Genomic DNA, 26,186 nt, shown 5'->3' with positions numbered 1-26,186 from the left:
GTAAATAATTGCTGAATGGTTTCACTTTATGGCGAAATAGTTCTTCTTTTGTCAGTAGGAAGGATTCTTATGTTGTATCACGAAAATCTTTATGTATGTAAATGAGTAAAGTTTGAGCATAAGGAGGAAATCGTGTGAGTCTTTCCATGCAATTAGAAGTAAAACGTGACGTCCTATGTGTGAGACTAGCGGGTGAATTAGATCATCATACTGCTGAAGAGTTGCGAACGAAAGTAACAGATATGATTGAGACACATGGTGTTCATCATATTGTTTTGAGCCTAGAGAACTTATCGTTTATGGATAGTTCTGGTTTAGGTGTTATATTAGGCCGATATAAGCATGTAAAGGGATTAGGTGGAGAAATGGTTGTTTGTGCAATTTCACCGCCTGTTAAGCGTTTATTTGAAATGTCGGGCTTATTTAAAATTGTTCGCTTAGAAGAAAGTGAAGCGCATGCGCTCGCGACGTTGGGGGTGGCATAAATGAGAAATGAAATGAACCTTCAATTTTCAGCATTAAGTCAAAATGAATCGTTCGCTCGCGTTACAGTAGCTGCTTTCATTGCGCAACTAGATCCTACGATGGAAGAACTTACAGAGATTAAAACAGTTGTGTCAGAAGCGGTTACGAATGCAATTATTCATGGGTACGAAGGAAATGCAGAAGGTGTTGTTTATATTTCTGTAATTTTGGAAGAAGCAATGGTGAAACTCACGATTCGAGATGAAGGGATTGGCATCTTTGATTTAGATGAAGCGAGACAACCCCTTTTTACAACTAAACCTGAATTAGAGCGTTCCGGAATGGGATTTACTATCATGGAAAATTTTATGGATGAAGTAGAAGTTATTTCAAACGAATCTTTCGGGACAACAATCCATTTGACAAAATACTTATCAAATAGTAACGCTCTATGCAATTAAGGAGAATAGCCTATGGACATAGAGGTCAAAAATGAGAAGAAGAAACCTCAGTTAAAGGACCACGAGCTAAAAGCGTTAATTCAAAAAAGTCAAGATGGAGATCAACAAGCGAGAGATACAATTGTTCAAAGTAATATGCGTCTCGTATGGTCGGTTGTGCAACGTTTTCTTAATCGCGGATACGAACCAGACGATTTATTTCAAATTGGATGTATTGGGCTCTTAAAATCGGTAGATAAATTTGATTTATCTTTCGACGTGAAATTTTCAACATATGCAGTTCCCATGATTATTGGCGAAATACAGCGATTTTTACGTGATGATGGATCAGTGAAAGTAAGTAGGTCATTAAAAGAAACAGGAAACAAAATTCGGAAGATGAGAGACGAGCTTTCGAAAGAATTCGGAAGAGCTCCAACGATTAATGAAGTAGCCGAGGCGTTAGAACTAACGCCAGAAGAAGTTGTTCTGGCGCAAGAAGCGAGTCGTGCTCCTTCATCTATACATGAAACGGTGTATGAAAACGATGGGGATCCAATCACTATTTTAGATCAAATTGCAGATCAATCTGAAACGAAATGGTTTGATAAAATTGCTTTAAAAGAGGCAATTAGAGAATTAGATGAGCGAGAGCGTTTAATCGTATATTTACGCTACTATAAAGACCAAACCCAATCGGAAGTAGCGGAGCGAATAGGCATTTCGCAAGTACAAGTTTCAAGACTTGAAAAGAAAATTTTAAAACAGATGAAAGATCGAATAGATGAATAGCTATTCGATCTTTTTTTATGCCTTTAATTAGGAGGAGATTGTAAACTTTCGTAAAAATTAACAGAATTTATTGATAATTTAGTAAATTTAAAATATAATCCAAGTATGAACTTGTCACAAAGGGGGAAGGAAATATGGAAACGAGGCAACAATGGGGAACGAGGGCTGGATTCATTTTCGCAGCAGTCGGCTCTGCCGTTGGATTAGGAAACATATGGCGTTTTCCTTATACAGCGTATGAAAATGGGGGAGGCGCATTCTTTTTACCGTACTTATTCGCATTATTAACGACTGGTATTTCATTATTAGCGTTTGAATTTGCTCTTGGGCATCGTCACCGTGGTTCCGCGCCACTTACGTTCTTCCGTATTCATCCGCGTGCTGAATTCATCGGATGGTGGCAAATGTGCGTAACATTTATCGTTTCAACATATTATGCAGTAATTATTGCTTGGTCTATTTCGTATACGTATTTTGCAATTACTGGGGCGTGGGGGAAAGACACGCAATCATTTTTATTTAAAGAGTATTTGCATGTTGCAGATAAGCCTGGGCAGTTTGGAGGGCTCGTACCCGAAGTATTAATTCCGCTAGCTCTCGTTTGGATTATTGTGCTTGGTGTTGCATTTAAAGGAGTAAAAAAAGGAATCGAAGTTGTGAACCGTATTTTCATCCCTTTACTAGTTGTTATGTTCCTTATTATCGTAGTTCGTGCAGTGACGATGGAAGGTGCGATGCAAGGATTAGATGCATTCTTTAAACCAGATTGGAGTCGTATTTTTGACGGAAAAGTATGGCTTGCTGCTTACGGTCAAATTTTCTTTAGTTTATCTTTAGCATTTGGAATTATGATTACGTATTCAAGTTATTTGCCGAAAAACTCAGATACAACAAATAACGCCTTTATCACGGGCTTTGCAAACTCAGGATTTGAATTATTAGCAGGGATTGGGGTCTTTGCGGCTCTTGGATTTATGGCAAATAATATGGGAGTACCAGTTGATAAAGTAGCAAGTGCTGGTGTAGGGCTTGCTTTCGTAGTATTCCCGCAAATTATTAATGAATTACCGATGTCACCTTTATTTGGCGTATTATTTTTCTTATCATTAACGGTTGCCGGAATTACATCCCTCATCTCGCTTGCGGAAGTATGTTTTGCTGCCGTATCTGAAAAGTTTAGCTTAAGCCGCCAGAAAACAATTGGAATTATGGGGACGCTTCTCGTACTTGTTTCTCTCGTTTTTGCGACACGTGGCGGGCTTATGTTCCTAGATGTTGTCGATTACTTCGCTAATAACTTCGGATTAATTACAATTGCTCTAGCGGAAGTAGTTACGATAGGACTCATTTTACGTCGTTTACCAGTTTATCAAAACCACGCAAACTTCGTATCTGATATTAAGTTAGGGACGTTTTGGAGGGTGAGTTTACTCGTTATTACTCCGCTTATGTTAGGGTACATGTTAATTGATGGTACAATCCAAAATATTAAAAAGAACTATGGAGGTTACTCAACGGAGTTTGTCGTAACATATGGTTGGTCAATTGCAGCAGCGTTCCTTATCATTGCGCTAATCATTAGTTTAAAGAAATGGAATGCACAAATACATTCAGATTCTGCTAAGCTTGAAAAAGAATGGAAAGATCGAGGTGTTTCATAATGAGTGGATCAGCGATTATGATGATGGTTATTGGAATAGTAGTCATTTGGGGAGGGCTCGCATTAAGCATTGCAAATTTATTTAAGAAAAAAGCATAAACTAAAAAACATCTGTACCGAAATGGTACAGATGTTTTTTTATGAAAAAATTGTATTAGAAAAAAATTGAATAACCATACTACAACTACGAGGAAGAGTGAAGAGGTGAATGGAAATTGGAACAAACAATTTATATTAAAATGCGTAATCGATTAAAAGTTTCTCCTACGTATGAAGTAAAGCTGGGAGATGTTGCTCAACTTGCCGGAGATGCTGCAGTAGTTCAGTCATTACAGGATGAGGTAATTTATAAAATTACAGCGCGTGATAAAACGCATGTTGTAATTGATGTTATGAAAATAATTGAGATTATTAGGCGAAAAACCGCTCATATACAAATTAATTTACTCGGTTCTGGACAAACTCTTGTTGAAATTATATATGAAAAAAAGAAAGTACATCCGATTTTTTTCGGACTTGTATGGTTGTTACTTTTCATTGGAGCAGCTCTTGCCATCATATATTTTCATGAAGATGTAAGCATGCAACAAGTGCACCAACGGTTATATTACATGATTACGGGAGAATTTAAGGCGCAACCACTTTTATTTCAAATTCCTTATTCATTAGGTCTTGGGCTAGGCATGGTTTTATTTTTTAATCATGTATTTCAAAAGCGTATTAATGAAGAGCCGAGTCCGTTAGAAGTGGAGATGTTCCAATACCAGCAATCACTTGACCAATATGTAATTGTTCATGAAAACAAGGATAATATGAAACAACTTACCGATGATTGAGTCTGGATTCGTTATTTTAATTGCTTTAGCAGGAGGAATTGCTGTAGGTAGCGGATATGTTGCGTTTTTAGCTGTACTTGGTATAATCCCTCGTCTAGCTCAATTAACGAGAAGTGGAAAGCACATTCAATATTTTGAGTGGGCAGTTATTGCAGGTACATTAACAGGAGCTTGGTGTAGTTTGAAAAACATTACATTTCAAACATCGCAATATTGGCTTGTTATATTAGGGATATTTTGTGGCACATTCATTGGAATGCTCGCTGCCGCATTAACGGAAGTGTTAAATGTTCTACCTATTTTAGCGAAGCGAGTAGGGGTAGAGGGGAAGATTGTTGTTTTACTCGTTGCTCTTGTACTTGGAAAAGTAATAGGCTCGTTGTTTCACTGGATTTATTTCGTAAAGTAGGAGGCAATATATAAATGACAGGGCGAAAACTAAAGGACGATTACGTAAATAAAGTGAAGGAATACCATCCGAAGCCAAATTATTTTATAAATTGTGTTAAGGCATTTTTTGTAGGTGGACTCACTTGTACAATCGGAGAAGTATTGATGAAATTTTATATACATTATTTTCATTTTAGTGAACAAGAGGCAGGAAATCCAACAGTCGCAACTCTTGTACTATTATCGGCGATTTTAACAGGTTGTGGTGTATATGATAAAATCGGTCAATTTGCTGGAGCAGGTTCGGCCGTACCTGTTACGGGATTTGCTAATTCTATGGCAAGTGCTGCGCTAGAGCATAAGAGTGAAGGAATTGTACTTGGGGTTGCTACAAACATGTTTAAGCTAGCGGGAAGTGTAATCGTTTTTGGTGTTGTCGGGGCGTACATTATTGGGTTAATAAGATATACTTTTAAAATTTTTATGTCTTAAAGGAGGGGCTAGTATGAGGTTGACAGGAAAACAAACGTGGGTATTTCAAAATGATATTTATGTGAATGCAACCGGTACTGCCGTCGGTCCAAAAGAAGCTGAAGGCCCTCTTGGAAAGGAATTTGATATTTCATATGATGATTTACATTGCGGAGAGGAAAACTGGGAGCTTGCGGAACGAAGATTAATGTCAGATTCTATTCAACAAGTCATGCAAAAAGCAAATGTAGAAACATCACAAATTGATTTCTTTTTAGCGGGTGACTTATTAAATCAAACAGTAACAGCAAATTACGTTGCGCGTAAGTGGGGAATTCCCTTTTTAGGCATGTTTAGTGCTTGTGCGACCTCGATGGAGACTTTAGCGGTCGGATCAGCCTTTATAGATGGTGGATTCGCAAATCGTGTTTTAGCGACGGTAAGTAGTCATAATGCAACAGCTGAAAGACAGTTTCGTTATCCAACAGAGTATGGGGGACAAAAACCAGGAACAGCAAATTCCACTGTTACAGGTGCGGGATCCATATTAATTAGTAAAGAAAAAAGTGCCATTAAAATTACGTCGGCTACGATTGGAAAAGTACAAGATTTAGGAATTGCGAACCCTTTAGATATGGGATCGGCGATGGCGCCGGCTGCGGCTCATACAATTCAGCAGCATTTTGAAGATTTGAAGAGAAGTGCTAATGATTATGATGTGATTGTTACCGGTGATTTATCTGCTATTGGGACACCGATCGCGAAACAACTGTTACTGGAAGAAGGTTATGATATTGGGCATATATATAATGATTGCGGATTAATGATTTATGATTCGGGTCAAGAAGAAGTATTTGCAGGTGGTAGTGGTTGTGCTTGTTCAGCTGTTGTCACATATGGTCATTTATTAAGCGAGATGCAAAAAGGGAATTTACAACGAATTTTTGTCGTTGCTACTGGCGCGTTATTAAGCCCGATGATGATGCAGCAGAAAGAAACAATTCCAACAATTGCACATGGTGTCGTATTTGAGAGAGTGAAGGGAGAGTGAATTGTGGATTTTATATATGCATTTCTTGTAGGAGGCGCTATTTGTCTAGTTGGACAAGTATTGTTAGATTTTGCAAAGTTAACACCAGCTCATTTAATGGCTACCTTTGTAGTGATAGGAGCAGTTTTAGATGGATTTGGATTGTACGATAAGCTTATAAAGTTTGCTGGTGCTGGGGCAACAGTTCCTATTACAAGTTTTGGACATTCCTTATTACACGGGGCAATGCATGCGGCAGAGAAACACGGATATATAGGGATTGGTATGGGTATGTTTAGTTTAACGTCTGCAGGCATTTCTGCAGCGATATTATTTTCATTTTTTATAGCACTTATATGTAAACCGAAAGGATAAATCAAATGAGACGAAGGGTTGTTTTGGTCACAGATGGAGATGAATATGCAAAGCGAACAATTGAGCTTTTAACGAAGGAATTTGGGGGAAGGTGTATTTCAGCATCACAAAGCAATCCAACCAAATTGACAGGGAAGAAAGTTGTTGAGCTTATTATGCAAACGCCATATGACCCTGTATTTGTCATGTTTGATGACAGTGGATTTATTGGAGAAGGATCTGGTGAAAAAGCTTTAAAATATGTAGCCACGCATAAACAAATTGATGTACTTGGGATTTTGGCGGTAGCGTCTAATACACATCATTGGGAATGGGCACGTGTAGATGTAAGCGTGGATCGAAACGGGAATTTAACGGAATATGGCGTTGATAAGTTTGGACTCCCAGATGGTGAAATTGGCAGAATTAGCGGAGATACAATTTATTGTCTAGATGATCTGAATGTTCCTGTCATTGTTGGAATTGGTGATATTGGTAAGATGTGTGGAAATGATGAATGGGAGAGAGGCTCACCAATTACTAAAAAAGCAATTCAGTTAATTTTGGAAAGGAGTGGGTTTTATGACGAAGCCTAAAAAAATAGATATCCCTATTTCAACTTTCATAAGTGACAATGAAAATTATTTAAAACAAACGGTTGGATTAGGCGTTACATTTGATGTTGGTATTCGTAAATTTCAAATTTTGAATAAAGAAATTGCTGTGTTATTCGTAAATGGACTTTGTGATACGAATTATATTATTCCTATTTTAGAAGAAGCTGTGGATACGAATGAAATAAGGGATGTTGAAGAAGATACAGTAAAGCTTTTAGAGAATCGTTTAATTCATCAGCAAGTAAGTAAAGTGAAAACGATGGATGAAGTAATGGTTCAAGCGTTATCAGGGCTTATTATTATATTTGTGGAAGGCGAAACAGAAGCGTTCGCGATAGATGTTCGAAGCTATCCAGGAAGAACACCGACAGAGCCGGATACCGAAAAAGTAGTACGCGGTGCGAGAGATGGATTTGTTGAAAATATCGTTGTAAATACAGCGTTAATTCGTAGAAGAATTCGAGATCCACGTCTTCGAAACGAAATTATTCGAGTAGGGGATAGATCGCAAACGGATATTTGTATTACATATGTACAAGATGTTGCAAATCAAGATTTAGTAAAGATTATAAAACAAGAATTGAATAACATTGATGTTGATGGCATTACGATGGCGGATAAAACAGTGGAAGAATTTGTTGTAAAGCAAAGCTATAATCCATTCCCGCTTATTCGATATACAGAAAGACCGGATGTAGCAGCCAATCATTTATTAGAAGGACATGTTTTAGTACTTGTTGATACATCACCGAGTGCTATGATTACGCCAACAACATATTTCCATCATTTACAGCATGCAGAAGAGTTTAGACAAAATCCAGCTGTCGGTACATTTTTACGTTGGGTACGTTTTTTAGGTGTTTTATTCTCCTTGTTTTTACTACCATTTTGGTTAGTGTTTGTATTTGATCCAACTCTTTTACCAGAAAATCTTGCTTTTATTGGACCGACTAAGATGACACATTTACCAATTTTATTACAAGTATTAATGGCAGAGGTCGGGCTTGAGTTTTTAAGGATGGCTGCCATTCATACTCCAACGCCGTTATCGTCTGCAGCAGGATTAATTTCCGCTATATTAATTGGTCAAATAGCAATCGATGTAGGTTTGTTTGTACCAGAAGTTATTTTGTATGTAGCAGTTTCTATGATCGGTGCTTATGCAACACCGAGTTATGAATTAGGGCTAGGGAATAAGGTTGGAAAATTATTTGTTATTATTTTAACAGGTCTCTTCCATGAGATGGGCTTTGTAATTGGTATGACGATATTGATTTTATTTTTAACGTCTATAAAAAGTTTGCAAACACCTTATTTATGGCCGTTTTTACCATTTGATTGGGGCGCATTAACAAAAATTCTACTCCGTCCGACGATGTCTAGTTTAAAAGTACGACCAAGTATTGTAAGACCTCAAAATGTAAAAAGACAAAAATAAACGGGATTATACACCCGTTTATTTTTTTTTAGCAAAAATTTATTGTTTTTTAACAAAAATCAAACATTTTTTGTGTACACTTAGAGTAGATATTGTGTATGGAAGGGGAAGAGGACATGATTAAATTATTTGTAAGTGATTTAGATGACACGCTCGTTTACAATGTGAATGATATGCAAAAAGAAGATGAACGTGCAATTTGTTGGTTAGCTGAAAAAGGGACAAATATTTGTTTTGCCTCAGGCCGCTTTACTCATCGAATTGATGAAGTTGTAAATAGGTTTACATTCCCGTATTACACAACGAGTTTAAATGGAGCGACGATGTTACTACCGGATGGGAAAATATTTCATGAATCAAGTTTTGAAGATGGGATTGCCCAGGAAATATATCGATATATCCATAAAAAGGGACTAGCAGATATTGTTTGTGCAAATGAGCAACGGTATACAAAAAGAAAAAATGAACATCATCATAATTTTGAAACGTATATGGGCGTGCATATCGCTGAAATAGAAGCATTAGAAGAGGAATTTGGTAAAACTGTACATCCTGCGAAATTGTTTGTTTTTGGAGAAGAAGAGACAATTGAAGCATTAGATCAAGAATTACGAGATACCTTTCAGAATGAAGCGGAAGTTTTTATGTCTGGTAAACGCTATGTTGACATTATGCCAAGAGGAGTAAGTAAAGGGAGTGCTTTAAGACGACTAATGGAACATTTGCAAATTGAAGCAAATGAAGTTGCATGCATTGGAGATTCTTTCAATGATATTTCTATGTTTGAAGTAACCCCGCATTCATTCACTCTGCATCATGCTCATCCATATGTGAAGGAGAAGGCAAATCATATAGTTCGTTCGGTTGAAGAAGCTATTATGAAATTGCCGTTACTTGTATAAAAAAAGAAGCTCGCTACTAGCGAGCTTCTTTTTACTTGAATAAAGATTTAACAAAATCAATGATACTTGAGAAGAAATCTTTCACTTTATCTAGGAAACTTTGCCCTTCTTCAGATCCTAAAAAGGCAGAAACGTGTTCTTTTGCTTTATTTAACTGACTGCCAACTTGATTCCAATCGATATTAAGATTTTTCATTTTATCAAATAGCGCAACTAAGTTATCTAACTGTTCATCCGTTAATGTAATACCAAGTTGATCCGCAATTTTTTTAATTAATGAACGTAAATCTTCAGTTGTTTTTGGTTGTTCTTTGGCAATTTCTTCTTTAATTTTCGCAACAAGTTGAACTGCTTTTTCTTCACCAATTTTATCGCCGAGCTGGGATGTTTGCACCATTTCTTCATTGGCTACTTTTTTTACTTCCTCAGGAATTGCTTTGTTTGATGTCGTTTCATAGGCTTTCATTAAGCCAGTTAAAGCAGCAGTTCCAGAAACTTTAAATGGTGCAGTAATTTGAATTTCAGCATCTTTCACACCTGCTGTAATAAGTGCGTTTGTGTACATTGCATCTGTTATTGAATTAATGTTTTTTGAACGTACAATGAGACCAGAACCTGGCTTTGTGTATGTGATCATAGAAGAGGAAATTGCTCTCGTACCAATTTGAGCTTTTGGAACAATCCCTTCTAGAAATTTATGTTCTTCCGCATTAGACACAGTAATAATTGTAGCATCTTTTGGTGCTTTCATTTCTTTTAACAGATCTTGTTTTTGTTGTTCAGACAAGTTTTCTCCTAGTGTAACAATTGATTCTCCTTCGATGATGTCTGCAAACGAAGCTGTTGGCATAATAAATACTGCTACAGCTAATAGCAGAGCTAGTAATTTCGTTTTCACGAAAAATCGCTCCCTTTCTCTTTCTAAAATTTTCGGGCAACACAGTTATTATAGTATATATTTCTTATTTGTCACCTAGCTTTTTCCACATTTCAAAAAAGAAGTATGTAGATTGTCGGATTCTTTTTGTTTCTAGTGATGAATGTGGTAATATAGTGCTGAGATAGTTGAAAGGAGACATATACGTATGAAAACTTTAGGATACATAGTAATGGAAAATGGTGAAAAAATCGATTTAGAATTTTTCCCAGAAGAGGCACCGAAAACAGTAGAAAACTTTAAAAAACTAGCAGAGCAAGGATTTTATGATGGTGTGACATTCCACCGCGTTATTCCTGGCTTCGTAAGCCAAGGTGGAGATCCAACAGGAACAGGTGCGGGTGGCCCAGGTTACTCTATCCCATGTGAAACTGATGGAAATCCTCATAGACACCTTGTAGGATCACTTTCTATGGCTCATGCTGGCCGTAACACAGGCGGTAGCCAATTCTTTATCGTTCATGAGCCACAGCCACACTTAGATGGTGTACATACTGTATTCGGTAAAGTAACAAGCGGTATTGAAACAGTATTAAACATGCGTCAAGGTGATGTAATGAAAGAAGTTAAAGTTTGGGAAGAGTAAGTGAATGAGAAAAGAGAGCTATTGCTCTCTTTTTTATTTTTAATAGGAATGGGGATTTCGTTTACGGTACATGATACAAGTAGTAATGTGATTGTAGTGAGAATATGTCGCTTATGAGAACAAAATTTTAACAAATCACATAGACTACATTATTAGATTACACATTTCAATAAAAGTTGTTTATTACATTCATTTTGCTAGAATTCATCTGCTCTAAGGTGATGAATAGTGAAGTGATAATGAGCGGTGGATGTTTCTTTTCACTTTCATATAACAGCGTTTCTTCTTTTATCTACTTAGAAAAAACAGTAATGAAACGTATATTTGACTTTCTTCTTTTCGCTTTGTATGATTATCAAGTTGTTTTAAGCTCTTCTCACTCTGTTGAAAATATTGTAAAATGAATGTGATATGAAAAGAGTGATTGAGGGGATTTAATAGTTTGTAACTTTTGTAAGAAGGGATAAGGGTTATGTTAATTCGTTTTAAAAAAAGTTATGAAAAGATTGCAATGGGGCTTCTTTCATTTATGCCAACTGAAAAAGATGTGAAAACATTACAATTGACTATGAAAGATTATGAAGCAAAGGATGATTGGCAATTGTATTTGTGGAAACAAAACGAAGATTTTGTTGGGATAATGGGGATTGTAAAAAAAGAGAATCAAGTTTTGGAAATTCAGCATTTGAGTGTGAACCCATCTCACCGTCATATGGGTATTGGGACGAAGATGGTTCAAGAGTTAAAGAGTAAATTTCTTGAATTTACAATTTGCGGAAATGAGCAAACAGCAAGTTTTTGCAAAAAATGTAAAGGGCTTGAACAAAATATACATTCGTGAAAGCAGAGATAAGTAGTTTATTACCTCTGCTTTCTTTTTTGTAATTGTTCGTTTCGTTCAGCGATGACTTCTGTTCGATCACGTAATGTGTGCTTATGTATTATAAATTCATTAGAAGTAGCATTCACGTCTTTCCAAGGAAGGTTTTGTTTCTGACATAATTCTATGCAGTACTTTTCTAATGTTGTATCCGACAATGGTAAAAATAACGGTGTAAAACTTTCTTCTTTCTGGATAGATTGCAATTTATCTTTGAGTAAGAACAGGAGTTGTGCCTCATTTATTCCTAAACGAAGTAAATGTGCACTGTTTTTTTCTAAAATCGTTATGGCGCTTTTCATCATCTTCTCTGCGCCATTCCAGTTAGAGCGTCTGTGATGGTATAAAGAAACTGCAATTTGAATGAGGCCGACTAAATAATGATCCCGATTTCCTCTCGGTTTTGTTTTCCAATACTCTTCCAGTATTTCGTGGCATTCAAAATAATCATAATCTCCGTGAAAATGAATTAAAAACTGTATGTATTCGGTAGGATACATTTTCTTCGCCCCTATCTAACGGTTATAAGTATAAGTTTATCATAGAAATATGAACAATAAACGACTAGGGAATTTCTCCCTAGTCGTTTATTGTTCATATTAGCAGAAGCAAGCTGCCCCTACAATAATTAGCAAAATAAACAATACAACAAGTAATGCGAACCCACCGCTAAAACCACAATCAACGTGACCCATAGTTTTTTGACCTCCTACATTGTTCTTACTACACTGTTATCATATGAAGTGGTGGGCATGATGCCATAGGCATAGGTCTATTTTTAATTAAATTTCTTAAAAAGGTTGGATAGAACATGAGTATGCTCTATACTTATGTTGTTATAGAAAAAATGTGGTGGGATGCTTTGTGCAGTATAATTTTAAAGTAGAGGCTTTTGAAGGGCCTTTAGATTTATTGTTACATTTAATACATCGTTATGAAATTGATATATATAATATTCCTGTAGCGGAAATTACAGAGCAATATTTATCTTATGTTCATACGATGAAAGAACTACAATTAGATGTTGCAAGTGAGTATTTAGTAATGGCTGCAACGTTATTACAAATTAAAAGTAAAATGTTGTTGCCAAAACATGAAGAAGATGTACTTGATAACGGTGATGACTTTATAGATGATCCTCGTCAAGAATTGATGGAGAGGTTAATTGAATATAAGAAATATAAGCAAGTTGCTACTGAACTAAAAGAAAGAGAACAAGAAAGAGCACAGCTATATACACGTCCGCCAATTGATTTTACATCATTGCAACAAGAAGAGGAGACAAGCTTGCCTCTTGATGTTACGTTATATGATATGCTAGCGGCATTTCAAAAATTAATGCGTCGTAAAAAAGCAAAGAAACCTGTGACAACACGTATTACTCGTCAAGAAATACCAATTGAACAGCGTATGACGGATATTTTAAAGCAGTTAGAAATACAAGGTGGTCGTCAAAGTTTTTATGATTTGTTTGTTGATGATGAACGGGAAATAATGGTTGTAACATTTTTAGCGGTTCTTGAGCTTATGAAAAATCAACAAATCGTAATTGAACAAGAACATAATTTTGATGAAATTTTCGTATCAAGCTATACTAAATCTGCATAGAGTTAGTATGGAAAATGGGATAGAAATAGTATATCTCATGCTAGGTTTGAATGTATCGTTTGGAACAAGAGAAAAAATATTGAACCGAACGCATTGATTGTGATTCGGTTTTTTGATGTGTATTTTTATGGAGAAAATAGGAGGAAGGAGCTCGTAAGATGGATAGAACAGAACAGAAATCAATCATTGAAGGGCTTTTATTTGTTTCTGGTGATGAAGGGATTTCTCCTGAACAAATAGCAAAAGTCCTTGAAATTGAAGGAAACGAAGTAATCGATATTTTAGAAGAAATGCAAAAAGAATGTGAAGGTGCACACCGAGGTTTGCAAATTGTACAGTATGCAAAAGTATATCGTTTTGCTACAAAGAAAGAACATGCGTCGTACTATCAAAAACTAATAGATATCCCAACAGCTGCTTCACTCTCTCAGGCTGCGCTAGAAACGTTAGCAATTGTTGCATATCGTCAACCCATTACAAGAACTGAAATGGAAGAGATTAGAGGGGTAAAAACCGATAAGGCGTTACAAACGTTAGTATCACACTTACTTATAAAAGAAATGGGAAGAGCAGAAGGACCTGGGCGTCCGATTTTATATGGAACGACGAAAGAATTTTTAGACACATTTGGATTAAAAACATTAGATGATTTACCTCCGCTTTCTGAAGAAAACGAACAAATGAATGAAGCGGATTTATTCTTCGGTTCTTTACAAGAGATATCGAAATAAAAGCTTAGCATTTTGCTAAGCTTTTTTGTATATCAATTATATACCGTGCCATACTAATTGAAAAAAGGAGACGAGTTATGAGAGGTATACGAAGTGTTTTATTATTAGTTTCTGTTTTGTTATGCTTTTCTTTAAATAGTGCATCTGCCAAAAGGTATATGATGTCTATTCATACCGCGTCTCCTTTACATATGCAGCGGCAACATTTTGGTAAAATGAAAGTGAGTTTCTTAAAAGTTGGACAAGGTGATGCAACACTTATTATATTGCCAAATGGACAAACGATGTTAATTGATGGAGGACCTTATGAAGCTGGTGAGGTTGTTATCCAAAAACTAATTGAAAAAGGAATTAACCATTTAGATGCTATCGTCAGTACTCATCCAGATATGGATCACATTGGAGGACTCATTCCGATTGTAGAGCAGATGCCGGTATCACTTATATTAGATAGTGGAAAAACATATAGTTCTCTTACTTATCATACGTATCGAAATCATATAAAGAAAAGGGGAATCCCTTTCATTTCAGTAAAAGAGGGACAATACATACCGCTAGATCCGCATGTTTCCATACAAGTATTAAACAACGGGAAGTCCAAAGATGAAAATAATGAATCTTCAATTGTATTAAAGATTCGGTATGGTAAGGCAGATTTTTTACTAATGGGTGATGCTGATGTGCGAACGGAAACTGAAATATTAAAGCAATTTGATGTACATGCAGATGTGTTAAAGGTGGGACATCATGGCTCATATACTTCAACAAGTGAAAGGTTTATAAAGAAGGTAGAACCACAGTTCGCGATTCTTTCTTATGGTAGCAGAAATCCGTATGGACATCCGCATCAAAGTGTAGTGAGACGATTAAAACAGCGTGGTATAATGATGTATGGAACAAATAAGCGTACAGTAGAAATGGAAACAGACGGCGAACATATTACAATTGGGTCTAGCGGATTAATGCCATTACTTAAGTGATTCATACGATAGATGATATTGTTCCTTTTTGGAAAAAATGAATAACATATATTATAATTGCGAGAGACGTACTAAGCTTCCTTTTTGTTAAACAAAGAGGAAATTTCATTAGAATGTATAGACAACTACTCGTGCATATATTAAGATGGAATTAGGCGAATAAGGTAATAATAACAAGTAGGTATTTCATGGGAAAGGATCGATGAAAATGAAAACGCAAGTTGTCATCAATGCCAAAATTTATACAGGTCAAGAAGTAGTGGAAAACGGATTTATTCGTTACACAGAAACAATTAAAGAAATTGGTTTGATGGCTCAATATGTATCACAAGAAAATGAAGCGGTTTTAGATGCGGCAGGGAAAATTGTGATTCCAGGTATGATTGATGTTCATATTCATGGTGGATACGATATTGATGCGATGGATGCAAATAGCGATGGGTTAGTAACTCTAGGTAAAGAAATGTTAAAAGAAGGAGTTACAACTTACTTTCCAACAACAATGACACAAGCTCCAGAAGCAATCGAAGCAGCACTACATGCTGCGAAGGAAGCGAAAGAAAAAGGAGCACATTTCGAATATATTCACTTAGAAGGACCGTATGTTTCAAAGAAACGTGCAGGTGCACAACCACTTGAACATATTGTTCCTGCGAATATTGAACAATTTAAACAATGGCAGGAAGCAAGCGGAAATTTAATTAAATTAGTAACATATGCACCTGAAGAAGAAGGTGCGTTAGAGTTTGAGCAATATCTTGCTGAAACTGGTGTTGTTGGCACAATGGGACATACCGATGCAATTGATGCGCAACTAAAAAATAGAAACATTACACATGCAACGCATTTATACAATCAAATGCGTGGATTACATCACCGTGAACCAGGAGTTGTTGGTCATGTGTTATTAAATCCAGATGTAATGGTTGAAGTAATTACAGATGGTATTCACATTCACCCGGATATGGTGAAATTAGCATATAAATTAAAAGGACCGAAAAAAGTAAGTGTTATTACTGATGCAATGCGTGCAAAAGGTCTTGAAGATGGATTATATGAGCTTGGCGGACAGCCAGTACATGTAAAAGATGGTAGTGCTCGATTAGAAGATGGAACGTTAGCTGGTAGTATTCTAAAAATGGATCAAGCTTTCCGAAATGTAATTGAATTTACAGGTTGTTCAATCGAAGATGCAGTACTAATGACATCAGTGAACCAAGCAGAAGAGTTTGGATTAAATAATAAAGGTGCATTAGCGGTAGGAAAAGATGCAGACTTTGTTGTGATGAATGAAGATTTACATGTATATGATACGGTTCGTTTAGGAATTCATATGAAGGAAGGGAAGTAATGAAATGAATATTCTTGTTGTAAAAACTCCAGAAGAACTAGCAGAAGCAGGTTATAAATTAATTGAAGAAGTTGTAAAAACAAAAGAAAATCCAACATTAGGAATGGCTACAGGAAGCTCTCCATTAGGTATTTATGCAGAAATGCGAAAAAATAAACTTGATACAAGCCGTGTAACCACTGTAAACTTAGATGAGTACGTAAATTTACCACATGAAGATAAAAACAGCTATCACTATTTCATGCAAGAACAGTTGTTTGATCATCTTCCATTTAAACAAACTTATGTACCAAATGGGATGGCAAGTGATTTAGAGGAAGAGTGCAAACGTTACGAGGGCATTCTAGCTGCTAACCCAGTTGACCTACAGATTCTTGGAATCGGTGAAAACGGTCACATCGGATTTAACGAACCAGGAACACCGTTTAATTCTCCAACAAACATTGTTGAATTAACAGAATCTACACGCCAAGCAAACCTTCGCTTCTTCGAAAAAGAAGAAGATGTGCCAACTCATGCAATTACAATGGGAATTGGAAGCATTATGAAAGCGAAACAAATTCTACTTGTTGCTATGGGTTCTAAAAAGGCAGAAGCTGTTAAAGAATTATTGCAAGGTGCATATAGTGAAGCGTGTCCTGCTACAGTTTTACAACGTCATCCGAATGTAACCGTAATCGCTGATCAAGAAGCTCTATCTTTATGCAGTGAGGCGATTGCTGATGAACATCGACAAGTATTCACCATTTCCGATCTATTATCAGATTCAAGAGTGGGTGAAACAGCTAATTGAGGACGGCGAATGGAAGCCGGGAGATAAAATCCCATCTGAGAATGAACTTTGCGATAAGTTCGAAGTGAGTCGTATGACAATCAGACAGGCGATTAATAATTTAGTGGAACAAGGTTATTTATATCGGAAACGTGGAATCGGTACGTTTGTCCAACTTCCGAAAGTGGAACAAAAATTGCAAGGAATGACAGGATTCACAGAAGATATGATTTCTCGTGGGATGAACCCAAGTAGTCAATTATTAAGTTTCCGCCTCGTTCCAGCTACTGCGAAAATAGCAGACCGGCTGAGAATACAGGAGGGAGAGTCGGTTTATGAAGTGAGGCGTATTCGCTTAGCTGACGATGAACCGATTGCTTTTGAGACGACATATTTGTCGCCAGCTCTTGTAAAAGATATTAACGAAGAAATATTGCAACAATCTTTATATGAACATTTAGAGAAAAAACTGGGCTTCAAACTTGTTAGCGCTACTCAATCAATTGAAGCTTCAATTGCAACGGATAATGAAGCGGAACATCTGCATATTCCTAAAAAGGCGCCAGTGCTTGTCATGCGTCAATGGTCATATTCAGAAGGTGAAGTACCGTTAGAGTATGTGAAATGTATTTATCGTGGAGATCGTTATAAGTTTATTACAAACATCGCACGTAACAAATAATATATTTCAGTTTGTGAAGTACAGTAAATGTCAAATTGTTTAACATGTAAAGAGAAAATACGACTCATCCTTACAAGGAGTGAGTCGTATTTTTATTATGAGCAATTACGTGGTTAACAGCATCTTTAACTGTATTTACTACATAGTGAGCGTGTTCTTTTACTGCGTCATCTGCTTGAGCCATAGCAAAACTGTGAGGAGTTAAAGCAAACATTGGAATATCATTATAAGAATCCCCTATGCAAGCAACTTCCTCTGGTTGTAATTGAAACTCCTTTAATAAAACAGAAATAGCAGAACCTTTACTAATATTAGGTGGCATTACATCTAAGCATTGTTCTGCTGAAATGAACGTACTAACTTTTCCATGAAATTTTTCATCAATTTTTTTCTGAAGAAGTTGTAAGCTCTCCTTTGTTCCACCGACAGAAATTTTATTCGGGAAAATTGTATCATCTATTTTCTGTAATAAATTTGGTTCTTCGACAGAAGTCATCGTTACTTGTTGCTCAAGTTCATGAATAAACGGTGTTTTTTCTTCAATGTAGTAATGATGTTCATCACTAACATAACGGAAATAAGGCTCTTCATTCGTCATGTGTAACAACTCAGGAAGAATGCTGGAATCAAAAGTTGCAGATAATAGCTGCTTATTTTCATTTGTATATACAAAAACACCATTAACACTGATGCGGTGGAAATTTGTATTTACAGCTTTCATTAAGTCTGCAATTTCATTATCAAGTCGGCCAGAAGCGAAACAAAGAATCACATTTTGTTCAGCAAGACTACGAAGTGCTACAATATCCTGTTCGTCAATTAAACCTCCGTGTTGCATCATTGTACCGTCGATATCACTTACAAACATTTTAATCATGTTGCTATCTCCTTTCTATGTACAGTTGCTCTTACATTATACGCATCATATATAAACATGTCTAAAAAATGAATTTTTATGAAATGGTAGATGTTTTACATTGACGACAAAGAAGAATGTTCTGTAACATAAAAGCAGGCTATTTAAGTACGAGGGTGGTGTTATATGAGTAATTATCTAGAAATTAAAAAAGTTTTAAATAATAATGTCATCATTGCTAGCCATCCTGAACATGAGGAAGTAGTAGTGATTGGTAAAGGAATTGGATTTGGGAAAAAAGCGAAAGATGTATTGGAGCAAGAACAAATTGAAAAAATGTTTGTTCTAAAAAATGAACGTGATCGTGAACAATACAAACTGCTAGTTCCACATGTGAGTGAAAAATTAATTGAATTAATGAATGATATTATGTTCTATATTCAAGAAAAAGCAAAATCGCCATTGAATGAACATATTCATATCGCTTTAACAGATCATATTTCTTTTGCGATTAAGCGTTTAAAACAAGGGTTTACAATTGATAATCCTTTTTTAGTTGAAACGAAAATGCTCTATCCAGAGGAATATAAAATTGCTGAAGGTGTTGTAAACCTTTTAAATTCTCGTTTGCAAATTACATTGCCGGAAGGAGAAATTGGGTTTATTGCACTCCATATTTACAGTTCACTTACAAATTCAGATTTATCTTCAGTTAATCAAAACTCCCGTCTCATTGCACAGCTTGTATCTTTAATTGAGACGAATTTACAAATTACATTAGACCAAGAAAGTATTCACTATTTACGCCTTATTCGTCATCTTCAATATGCTATTGAGAGGGTGAAAAAAGGAGAAAAAGTAGAGGAATCGCAAAGTTTTGCTGATTTATTAAAGGCGGAATATCCTGTCTGTTATAATTTAGCTTGGAAGCTAGTTAAGGTTATGCAAAAAGAATTGCAACTTCCTGTTTATGAAGCAGAGAGTATATATTTAACGATGCACTTGCAGCGCTTAGTGAAGGCAGAGCATGTGTAAAAAGACATATATTTTTGTCGAAAATGAAAACGTTAAAAAAAATCATTGAATCGCTTACAATAGTTATGTATAATAACTATTGCAAAGTTATACAAATTTCGACAAACACATTAAGGTATAAAACGAAAACGTTTGCCTTAATTATAGTGAACTTATACGTAAACCTATTTTTGACACGTGTTACTGATTCGATCAGGCATGAGTGGAGAAAAGTAAGGAATGTAAGCTAGAGAAAGGGATATACTACCCTTTGTATAGCTATCGTTCTATCTTTTTTTCCTCATGCCTTTTTGGCGTTTGTCGGAAGGTATCAATATAGATAAGAGAGGAAGGGTTTCCATGTTTAAGAAGATCTTTGGTGTTCTTCAAAAAGTCGGAAAAGCGCTTATGCTTCCAGTAGCGATTTTACCGGCAGCAGGTATTTTACTTGGATTTGGTAATGCATTTCAAAATCCACAGTTAACAAATGTTATTCCTGCTTTAAAAGCAGATTGGTTCGTAATGGTAGCAAAAATTATGGAACAATCTGGTGATATTATTTTCGCTAACCTTGCATTACTATTCGCAGTTGGGGTAGCAATTGGCTTAGCTGGTGGAGACGGAGTAGCTGGTTTAGCAGCATTCGTTGGCTACTTAATTATGAACAAAACGATGAGTGTGTTCTTAGAAGTAGATAAGCTAGTGAAAGTAACAAGTTCTGGAGCAGACCCAGTAAAAATTGGATTTGCAGATCCAGCGTATGCAAACGTATTAGGAATTCCAACGCTACAAACTGGAGTGTTTGGTGGTATTATCGTCGGGATAGTAGCGGCATATTGCTATAATAAATACTTCAACATTGAATTACCATCATACTTAGGTTTCTTTGCAGGTAAGCGTTTCGTACCGATTGCAACTGCAACATTCTCTTTAATAGTAGGTATTATCATGTGCTTCGTTTGGCCATACATTCAAGGTGGCTTAAACACGTTCTCACATCAAATGATTGATGCAAATAGAACGTTAGCAGCATTTATTTTCGGTTTAATTGAACGTTCATTAATTCCATTTGGATTACATCACATTTTCTATTCACCGTTCTGGTTCGAATTCGGTCAGTATACAAATGCGGCTGGCGAATTAATTCGTGGTGACCAAAAAATCTTTATGGCACAGTTAAAAGACGGTGTAGAATTAACAGCAGGTACATTTACAACTGGTAAGTATCCGTTCATGATGTTCGGTCTTCCAGCAGCAGCTTTAGCAATGTACCATGAAGCACGTCCAGAAAACAAAAAATTAGCAGCTGGTATTTTAGGTTCTGCTGCATTAACATCTTTCTTAACAGGTATTACAGAGCCACTTGAATTTTCATTCTTATTCGTAGCACCAGTATTATTTGGAATTCACGCAGTATTCGCTGGTCTATCATTTATGACAATGCAAATTTTAGGTGTTAAAATTGGTATGACATTCTCTGGTGGTTTAATCGACTTCCTATTATTCGGTGTACTACCAGGCCGTACGGCATGGTGGTGGGTAATTATTGTTGGTCTTGTACTAGCGGTTATTTACTACTTCGGATTCCGATTTGCAATCCGTAAATGGGATTTAAAAACACCTGGTCGTGAAGTTGCAAATGCGAATGAAGGTGCAGGAAAAGCAGAAGCTGGTGAACTTCCTCGTGAAGTATTAGTAGCACTTGGTGGTAAAGAAAACATTGCTTCTTTAGACGCTTGTATTACTCGTTTACGTGTACAGGTTAACGAACAAAAGAATGTAAATAAAGATCGCTTGAAAGAACTTGGAGCAGCTGGTGTACTTGAAGTTGGAAATAACATTCAAGCTATTTTTGGACCGAAATCTGACACATTAAAATCACAAATTCATGATATTATGTCAGGTCGTACACCTCATGTTGAAAAAGAAGAGCCTGTAAAAGTAGAAGAAGCTCCTCAAAAAGTTGATGAAAACGAAACAATCGTTTCACCAATTGAAGGGAAAATCCTACCAATTACAGAAGTGCCAGATCAAGTATTTTCAGGAAAAATGATGGGAGATGGATTTGCAATTGAGCCAACAGAAGGAACAGTAGTTTCTCCAGTTAACGGTGAAATTGTCAACGTATTCCCTACAAAGCATGCAATTGGTATTCAATCTGAAGGTGGAAAAGAAATTTTAATCCACTTCGGTATTGATACTGTAAAATTAAATGGTGAAGGTTTTGAAGCACTTGTAGCACAAGGTGACAAAGTGAAACAAGGACAACCATTATTAAAAGTAGATCTTGCATTTGTAAAAGAAAATGCACCATCTATCATTACACCAATTGTATTTACGAATTTACAACAAGGGCAACAAGTCGAATTGAAAAAAGATGGAAATGTTAAGAAGGGCGAAAACGCTATTATTGACATTCAGTAGGAATTTGACGCAAAATGTTTATAATTATAATAGGCGATGTGGTTGACCGAACATCGCCTATTATATACAATAGATGATGTAGTACTCACGTCTATACAACTAAAAAATACTGTAATTTAAAGGAGATAAATTATCATGGAAAAAATCTTTAAAGTAACTAGCGACTCAGGAATTCATGCTCGTCCAGCAACTCTACTTGTAAACACTGCAAGCAAATTTGGTTCTGACATTAACTTAGAGTATAACGGAAAGAACGTTAACTTAAAATCAATCATGGGCGTTATGTCTTTAGGTATTCAACAAGGCGCGGAAATTAAAATCACTGCAAATGGTGATGATGCAGCTCAAGCACTAGCAGCTATCGAAGAAACTATGAAAAACGAAGGATTAGGAGAATAATGACTCTTAACATTCAAGGGATCGCTGCATCAAGTGGGATTGCTATTGCAAAGGCTTTCAGACTTGAAAATCCTGAATTTAACATCGAAAAGAAATCAATTACAAACGAAGCTGCAGAAATTGCACGCTTAGAAGCTGCGCTTGAGAAAGCAAAAACTGAATTAGAAGCTATTAAGGACCACGCTTTTGCTGAGCTAGGTGCTGACAAAGCTGCGATCTTTGAAGCACATTTATTAGTGTTAAATGATCCAGAACTAGTAAACCCAGTAAAAGATAAAGTAAATAGTGAAAAAGTAAATGCTGAATTTGCAATGGATGAAGTTGCATCAATGTTTATTTCTATGTTTGAAAACATGGATAACGAATATATGAAAGAACGTGCTGCGGACATTCGTGACGTAACAAAACGTGTTCTTGCACATTTACTAGGCATTAACTTCTCAAATCCTGGTACAATTTCTGAAGAAGTAATCATTATTGCTGAAGATTTAACACCATCTGATACGGCTCAGTTAAACCGTAAGTATGCAAAAGGTTTTACAACTGATATCGGTGGACGTACATCTCACTCTGCGATTATGGCTCGCTCTATGGAAATTCCAGCTGTTGTTGGTACGAAAGTTGTTATGGAGAAAATCCAAAATGGCGATATCGTAATCATCGATGGTTTAGATGGAGAAGTAATTGTTAATCCATCAGAAGAAACTCTTCGCTCGTTTGAAGAAAAGAAAGCGAAATTTGAAGAGCAAAAAGCTGAATGGGCAAAATTAAAAGACCAAGCTACTGTAACAAGTGATGGACATCACGTTGAGCTTGTTGCAAATATCGGAACACCAAATGATGTACAAGGTATTATCGATAATGGCGGAGAAGGCGTTGGTTTATACCGTACAGAATTCTTATACATGGGCCGTGACAATCTTCCAACAGAAGAAGAGCAGTTCGAAGCATATAAAGCAGTTCTTGAAGGTGTAAAAGAAGGTCAACCTGTTGTTGTTCGTACACTTGACATCGGTGGAGATAAAGAGCTTCCATACTTACATTTACCAAAAGAAATGAACCCATTCTTAGGATACCGTGCAATTCGCTTATGTCTTGATGAGCAAGATGTGTTCCGTACACAACTTCGTGCATTACTTCGTGCTAGCGTATATGGTAACTTAAAAATTATGTTCCCAATGATTGCAACACTTGATGAGTTCCGTCAAGCGAAAGCAATCTTATTAGAAGAAAAAGCAAAACTTGTAGAAGCGGGTACAACTGTTTCTGATTCTATTGAAGTTGGTATGATGGTTGAAATTCCAGCTTCAGCAGTATTAGCAGATCAATTCGCAAAAGAAGTTGATTTCTTCTCTATCGGAACAAACGACTTAATTCAATACACAATGGCTGCAGACCGTATGAACGAACAAGTATCTTACTTATACCAACCATATAACCCATCTATTTTACGTCTTGTAAAAATGGTTATCGATGCTGCTCATAAAGAAGGCAAATGGGCTGGTATGTGTGGTGAGATGGCGGGCGATTCACTTGCTATCCCATTATTATTAGGATTAGGTTTAGATGAGTTCAGTATGAGTGCAACATCTATTCTTCCTGCAAGAACACAACTAAGCAAGTTGTCAAAAGCAGAAATGGAAACATTAGCAGAAAAAGCATTAATGATGTCAACTGCTGAAGAAGTTGTTGAACTCGTTAAAAGCATATAATCAATAAAAAAACCTGAGTCGATTTGAAATCGGTCTCAGGTTTTTTCTATGAGAAAAGTAAATCTTATTTTTTTACTATAGAGGATAAGGAACAGAATTAGATAGCGATAGCAACGATATCAGTTGGGCATACACGTAAAATACCAGTAAAAGTATTACGGTTTTGATTGTTCTTATCGTCTTTATTGTTATCTTTGTTGTCTTTGTTATTACGAGCTAAAGCAGAGAAAAGAGCAACACCGTTAGCGAAACCTTCAAAAATTACATTGTTGAAAGTGCCATTACCTCTAATGCTTAAAAGAGAAAGCTCTGTTCCAACTGAAATATTAGCAAGTACGTTACATACAGCTGGTTGTTGTGGTCTAACTACTTCTCTCTCTTTCTCTTTCTCATGATGTCTGCACTCTCTTTCATGATGATGACAGTCTCTAAAGTTATCACAGCATCCAAATGATCCAAACATAATCCTCATCACCCCCTTCACACTTATAATCTATGTAAGTTCAGTAGTGAGTGACTGGACAGAGAGTGGAATTTTTTCTAGGGGAATTTCTCATTTTAAAAGACTAGCTGGGTGTTTATTACGGAATGATGTTTAAAATAGGATAGATATCACAAAAAAGTGCAAAGACCACCGAAATGAATGAAATAGGTAGCCTTTACACTTTTTTGCTTTTATATAAAACGATGATATATACAGGAAGAGCTAACAGTAGCGGTACAATGGATCGTGCAGTATGTTTTTCTGATTCTAAGTGGAATGCTTCTTCTTTTGGGAATTGTAAAACTGAAATGTTTGCAGCATCGCCAATAAAATATAGAAGCAGTACAGTTACTATGTAACATAAAAGTGCAATAAAGCTTCCGTATGAACTCAATGAAAATCCCTCTCTTGTTATCTATTTGTTATCATTGTATCATAATTGTAACAAAAACACACGGTTATATTTCGATACTTTAACAAAATTCGACACAAAACGTCATTTATGTGTATGCGAATAGCATGAAATTTACTGTTTTTATGTGCGGATGTCGAATCATACATTTTAGTATTACGGATGTGTGACAGAATAAAAAAGAAACGAAGGTAATGAAATTACCTTCGTTTCTTTTTTATTCGTATGAAAGGGCAGTAAGACCCTCACATTGATTCAAGTTTCACTTTATTATTTTGCCCATTCACTCACTTGTTCTACGCTCATTCGTGGTGCAGGGTGGCCTTTTAAAGTTGATTCACCAATTGTAATAAGCATAATTGGTACGTAGCGAGATGAAACATTGAATTCTTCTGTAAGTGCTTGTGGGTTGAAACCACCAATCGCACAAGTATCCCAGCCAGTTGCTTTAGCTGCAAGCATAAGTTGCATTGCTGCTAAAGATGCATTTGAAAAGGCTGCATCTCTTGGGAATTGCTCACGTGCATATGCAGACTCAATATTTTTAGCTAAGCGCTCTTTTGCTTCTTCTTTCATAAATCCTTGTTCTACAATTGGACCATAAACTTGTTCAACATTTTTATAAGCTTCTAAATCACCTAAAATAGCGACTACAGCAGAAGCATCAAGAATTTGTTGTTGGTTATAAGCAATTGGATGTAATCGTTTCTGTACATCTTCACCTTGGAATACGAGGAATTTCCAGTGCTGTAAGTTCCAAGCAGAAGGTGCTTGAGCAGCTCCCTTTAAAATCTCGTGTAACTCTGTAGATGAAATTTCTTTCTCTGGGTTGAATGCACGTGTAGATGTGCGTTCATATAGAACATTAAAAAAGTTTTCGTTTGTCATTATATATCCTCCAAATTACATATCAAATTATGAAAAAAACAAATGTAATATATTCTACTTACATTTTGTAAGTTA

33 protein-coding genes are annotated in these 26,186 nt (G+C 36.2%); 26 read left to right on the top strand and 7 right to left on the bottom strand.

What is annotated here, in order from left to right; translation table 11 throughout:
* Nucleotides 1-134 precede the first annotated feature (134 nt).
* The 13 genes from spoIIAA (at nucleotide 135) to ACTFRN_RS03005 (ending at nucleotide 9,395) form a co-directional block, all read left to right on the top strand.
* Nucleotides 135-485: an anti-sigma F factor antagonist gene (gene spoIIAA / locus ACTFRN_RS03065; RefSeq protein WP_000059133.1), complete on the top strand. Its 351-nt coding sequence runs from the start codon at nucleotides 135-137 to the stop codon at nucleotides 483-485.
* Nucleotides 486-926: an anti-sigma F factor gene (gene spoIIAB, locus ACTFRN_RS03060; RefSeq protein WP_001243399.1), complete on the top strand. Its 441-nt coding sequence runs from the start codon at nucleotides 486-488 to the stop codon at nucleotides 924-926.
* Between the two features lie 12 nt (nucleotides 927-938).
* Nucleotides 939-1,697, top strand: coding sequence for an RNA polymerase sporulation sigma factor SigF (gene sigF / locus ACTFRN_RS03055; RefSeq protein WP_000350729.1), 759 nt, complete (start codon nucleotides 939-941; stop codon nucleotides 1,695-1,697).
* A gap of 134 nt (nucleotides 1,698-1,831) precedes the next feature.
* The gene (locus ACTFRN_RS03050) at nucleotides 1,832-3,358 is read left to right on the top strand and encodes a sodium-dependent transporter (protein ID WP_000450077.1); all 1,527 of its coding nucleotides are present in this window, start codon (nucleotides 1,832-1,834) and stop codon (nucleotides 3,356-3,358) included.
* Nucleotides 3,358-3,456: a methionine/alanine import family NSS transporter small subunit gene (locus ACTFRN_RS03045; RefSeq protein ID WP_000016826.1), complete on the top strand. Its 99-nt coding sequence runs from the start codon at nucleotides 3,358-3,360 to the stop codon at nucleotides 3,454-3,456. The genes ACTFRN_RS03050 and ACTFRN_RS03045 overlap by 1 nt, the downstream gene beginning before the upstream one ends.
* A 116-nt stretch (nucleotides 3,457-3,572) precedes the next feature.
* Complete coding sequence (gene spoVAA / locus ACTFRN_RS03040; RefSeq protein ID WP_000438355.1) at nucleotides 3,573-4,193, top strand: stage V sporulation protein SpoVAA; 621 nt, start codon at nucleotides 3,573-3,575, stop codon at nucleotides 4,191-4,193.
* Nucleotides 4,186-4,602, top strand: a complete 417-nt coding sequence (gene spoVAB / locus ACTFRN_RS03035; protein WP_000572932.1) for a stage V sporulation protein SpoVAB — start codon at nucleotides 4,186-4,188, stop codon at nucleotides 4,600-4,602. The genes spoVAA and spoVAB overlap by 8 nt, the downstream gene beginning before the upstream one ends.
* 14 nt (nucleotides 4,603-4,616) lie before the next feature.
* On the top strand, nucleotides 4,617-5,075 hold the full coding sequence (gene spoVAC, locus ACTFRN_RS03030; protein ID WP_088106426.1) for a stage V sporulation protein AC: 459 nt from the start codon (nucleotides 4,617-4,619) through the stop codon (nucleotides 5,073-5,075).
* 13 nt (nucleotides 5,076-5,088) lie between these two features.
* Nucleotides 5,089-6,105, top strand: coding sequence for a stage V sporulation protein AD (gene spoVAD / locus ACTFRN_RS03025; protein ID WP_001241152.1), 1,017 nt, complete (start codon nucleotides 5,089-5,091; stop codon nucleotides 6,103-6,105).
* A 3-nt stretch (nucleotides 6,106-6,108) separates the two neighbouring features.
* Complete coding sequence (gene spoVAE / locus ACTFRN_RS03020) at nucleotides 6,109-6,459, top strand: stage V sporulation protein AE (RefSeq protein WP_000345905.1); 351 nt, start codon at nucleotides 6,109-6,111, stop codon at nucleotides 6,457-6,459.
* Between the two features lie 5 nt (nucleotides 6,460-6,464).
* The gene (locus ACTFRN_RS03015; protein ID WP_001254414.1) at nucleotides 6,465-7,034 is read left to right on the top strand and encodes a stage V sporulation protein AE; all 570 of its coding nucleotides are present in this window, start codon (nucleotides 6,465-6,467) and stop codon (nucleotides 7,032-7,034) included.
* Nucleotides 7,021-8,493, top strand: a complete 1,473-nt coding sequence (gene spoVAF / locus ACTFRN_RS03010) for a spore germination protein SpoVAF (RefSeq protein WP_000165588.1) — start codon at nucleotides 7,021-7,023, stop codon at nucleotides 8,491-8,493. The genes ACTFRN_RS03015 and spoVAF overlap by 14 nt, the downstream gene beginning before the upstream one ends.
* A gap of 98 nt (nucleotides 8,494-8,591) precedes the next feature.
* Nucleotides 8,592-9,395 carry a Cof-type HAD-IIB family hydrolase gene (locus ACTFRN_RS03005; RefSeq protein WP_041184497.1) on the top strand — a complete coding sequence of 268 codons (804 nt, stop codon included), beginning with the start codon at nucleotides 8,592-8,594 and terminating at the stop codon, nucleotides 9,393-9,395.
* Between the two features lie 31 nt (nucleotides 9,396-9,426).
* Here the strand turns inward: ACTFRN_RS03005 and ACTFRN_RS03000 are convergent, their stop codons facing one another.
* A complete protein-coding gene (locus tag ACTFRN_RS03000; RefSeq protein WP_000850502.1) occupies nucleotides 9,427-10,293 on the bottom strand; it encodes a DUF1002 domain-containing protein in 867 nt (288 codons plus the stop codon).
* A gap of 187 nt (nucleotides 10,294-10,480) precedes the next feature.
* Between ACTFRN_RS03000 and ACTFRN_RS02995 the strand changes: the two genes are divergently transcribed.
* From ACTFRN_RS02995 to ribT, 3 genes are all read left to right on the top strand, one after another.
* Nucleotides 10,481-10,918: a peptidylprolyl isomerase gene (locus ACTFRN_RS02995; RefSeq protein WP_000853792.1), complete on the top strand. Its 438-nt coding sequence runs from the start codon at nucleotides 10,481-10,483 to the stop codon at nucleotides 10,916-10,918.
* Between the two features lie 221 nt (nucleotides 10,919-11,139).
* Complete coding sequence (locus ACTFRN_RS02990) at nucleotides 11,140-11,322, top strand: hypothetical protein (protein ID WP_041184696.1); 183 nt, start codon at nucleotides 11,140-11,142, stop codon at nucleotides 11,320-11,322.
* 68 nt (nucleotides 11,323-11,390) lie between these two features.
* Nucleotides 11,391-11,759: a GNAT family N-acetyltransferase RibT gene (gene ribT, locus ACTFRN_RS02985; protein ID WP_000908397.1), complete on the top strand. Its 369-nt coding sequence runs from the start codon at nucleotides 11,391-11,393 to the stop codon at nucleotides 11,757-11,759.
* A gap of 20 nt (nucleotides 11,760-11,779) precedes the next feature.
* On the opposite strand, the gene ACTFRN_RS02980 is transcribed toward ribT, so the two are convergent.
* Together ACTFRN_RS02980 and ACTFRN_RS02975 are read right to left on the bottom strand one after the other, a co-directional pair.
* Complete coding sequence (locus tag ACTFRN_RS02980; protein ID WP_000283585.1) at nucleotides 11,780-12,298, bottom strand: DUF309 domain-containing protein; 519 nt, start codon at nucleotides 12,296-12,298, stop codon at nucleotides 11,780-11,782.
* A 99-nt stretch (nucleotides 12,299-12,397) separates the two neighbouring features.
* Nucleotides 12,398-12,493, bottom strand: coding sequence for a YjcZ family sporulation protein (locus ACTFRN_RS02975; protein WP_000510194.1), 96 nt, complete (start codon nucleotides 12,491-12,493; stop codon nucleotides 12,398-12,400).
* A gap of 169 nt (nucleotides 12,494-12,662) precedes the next feature.
* On the opposite strand from ACTFRN_RS02975, the gene scpA reads away from it, so the two are divergent.
* The 6 genes from scpA to phnF all read left to right on the top strand — a co-directional run bounded on the left by scpA (nucleotide 12,663) and on the right by phnF (nucleotide 17,922).
* On the top strand, nucleotides 12,663-13,406 hold the full coding sequence (gene scpA, locus ACTFRN_RS02970) for a segregation/condensation protein A (protein ID WP_001199762.1): 744 nt from the start codon (nucleotides 12,663-12,665) through the stop codon (nucleotides 13,404-13,406).
* 158 nt (nucleotides 13,407-13,564) lie between these two features.
* Nucleotides 13,565-14,137 (top strand): segregation/condensation protein ScpB, encoded by a 573-nt coding sequence (gene scpB / locus ACTFRN_RS02965; RefSeq protein WP_000376222.1) that lies wholly within the window; start codon nucleotides 13,565-13,567, stop codon nucleotides 14,135-14,137.
* Nucleotides 14,138-14,214: 77 nt separating this feature from the next.
* Nucleotides 14,215-15,117, top strand: coding sequence for a ComEC/Rec2 family competence protein (locus ACTFRN_RS02960; RefSeq protein WP_001214101.1), 903 nt, complete (start codon nucleotides 14,215-14,217; stop codon nucleotides 15,115-15,117).
* Nucleotides 15,118-15,325: 208 nt separating this feature from the next.
* Nucleotides 15,326-16,468: an N-acetylglucosamine-6-phosphate deacetylase gene (gene nagA / locus ACTFRN_RS02955; RefSeq protein ID WP_014893528.1), complete on the top strand. Its 1,143-nt coding sequence runs from the start codon at nucleotides 15,326-15,328 to the stop codon at nucleotides 16,466-16,468.
* 4 nt (nucleotides 16,469-16,472) lie between these two features.
* On the top strand, nucleotides 16,473-17,261 hold the full coding sequence (gene nagB / locus ACTFRN_RS02950; protein ID WP_001024206.1) for a glucosamine-6-phosphate deaminase: 789 nt from the start codon (nucleotides 16,473-16,475) through the stop codon (nucleotides 17,259-17,261).
* Complete coding sequence (gene phnF, locus ACTFRN_RS02945; RefSeq protein WP_002194085.1) at nucleotides 17,191-17,922, top strand: phosphonate metabolism transcriptional regulator PhnF; 732 nt, start codon at nucleotides 17,191-17,193, stop codon at nucleotides 17,920-17,922. Before nagB ends, phnF begins: the two co-directional genes overlap by 71 nt.
* A 70-nt stretch (nucleotides 17,923-17,992) precedes the next feature.
* Here the strand turns inward: phnF and ACTFRN_RS02940 are convergent, their stop codons facing one another.
* Nucleotides 17,993-18,799, bottom strand: coding sequence for a Cof-type HAD-IIB family hydrolase (locus tag ACTFRN_RS02940; RefSeq protein ID WP_088106427.1), 807 nt, complete (start codon nucleotides 18,797-18,799; stop codon nucleotides 17,993-17,995).
* A 165-nt stretch (nucleotides 18,800-18,964) separates the two neighbouring features.
* On the opposite strand from ACTFRN_RS02940, the gene glcT reads away from it, so the two are divergent.
* The 4 genes from glcT to ptsP all read left to right on the top strand — a co-directional run bounded on the left by glcT (nucleotide 18,965) and on the right by ptsP (nucleotide 24,327).
* The gene (gene glcT / locus ACTFRN_RS02935; protein WP_000073863.1) at nucleotides 18,965-19,813 is read left to right on the top strand and encodes a glucose PTS transporter transcription antiterminator GlcT; all 849 of its coding nucleotides are present in this window, start codon (nucleotides 18,965-18,967) and stop codon (nucleotides 19,811-19,813) included.
* 339 nt (nucleotides 19,814-20,152) lie between these two features.
* Nucleotides 20,153-22,216 carry a PTS glucose transporter subunit IIABC gene (gene ptsG / locus ACTFRN_RS02930; RefSeq protein ID WP_000473182.1) on the top strand — a complete coding sequence of 688 codons (2,064 nt, stop codon included), beginning with the start codon at nucleotides 20,153-20,155 and terminating at the stop codon, nucleotides 22,214-22,216.
* A 135-nt stretch (nucleotides 22,217-22,351) separates the two neighbouring features.
* Nucleotides 22,352-22,615, top strand: coding sequence for a phosphocarrier protein HPr (gene ptsH, locus ACTFRN_RS02925; RefSeq protein ID WP_000411079.1), 264 nt, complete (start codon nucleotides 22,352-22,354; stop codon nucleotides 22,613-22,615).
* A complete protein-coding gene (gene ptsP / locus ACTFRN_RS02920) occupies nucleotides 22,615-24,327 on the top strand; it encodes a phosphoenolpyruvate--protein phosphotransferase (protein ID WP_000174221.1) in 1,713 nt (570 codons plus the stop codon). Before ptsH ends, ptsP begins: the two co-directional genes overlap by 1 nt.
* Nucleotides 24,328-24,424: 97 nt before the next feature.
* Here the strand turns inward: ptsP and ACTFRN_RS02915 are convergent, their stop codons facing one another.
* From ACTFRN_RS02915 to ACTFRN_RS02905, 3 genes are all read right to left on the bottom strand, one after another.
* Nucleotides 24,425-24,790, bottom strand: coding sequence for a DUF3915 domain-containing protein (locus ACTFRN_RS02915; RefSeq protein ID WP_000468015.1), 366 nt, complete (start codon nucleotides 24,788-24,790; stop codon nucleotides 24,425-24,427).
* Nucleotides 24,791-24,986: 196 nt separating this feature from the next.
* Entirely contained in the window at nucleotides 24,987-25,205 is a 219-nt protein-coding gene (locus tag ACTFRN_RS02910; RefSeq protein WP_000100486.1) for a hypothetical protein, read from the bottom strand.
* A 288-nt stretch (nucleotides 25,206-25,493) separates the two neighbouring features.
* Complete coding sequence (locus ACTFRN_RS02905) at nucleotides 25,494-26,111, bottom strand: nitroreductase family protein (RefSeq protein ID WP_000180605.1); 618 nt, start codon at nucleotides 26,109-26,111, stop codon at nucleotides 25,494-25,496.
* Between the last annotated feature and the right edge of the window lie 75 nt (nucleotides 26,112-26,186).

Origin of the sequence: Bacillus cereus group sp. MYBK245-2, assembly GCF_051916145.1 — a bacterium.
Lineage (GTDB): Bacteria > Bacillota > Bacilli > Bacillales > Bacillaceae_G > Bacillus_A > Bacillus_A pacificus.
The sequence above is the reverse complement of the archived record's forward strand: the minus strand, read 5'-3'. Positions and strand labels throughout refer to the sequence as shown.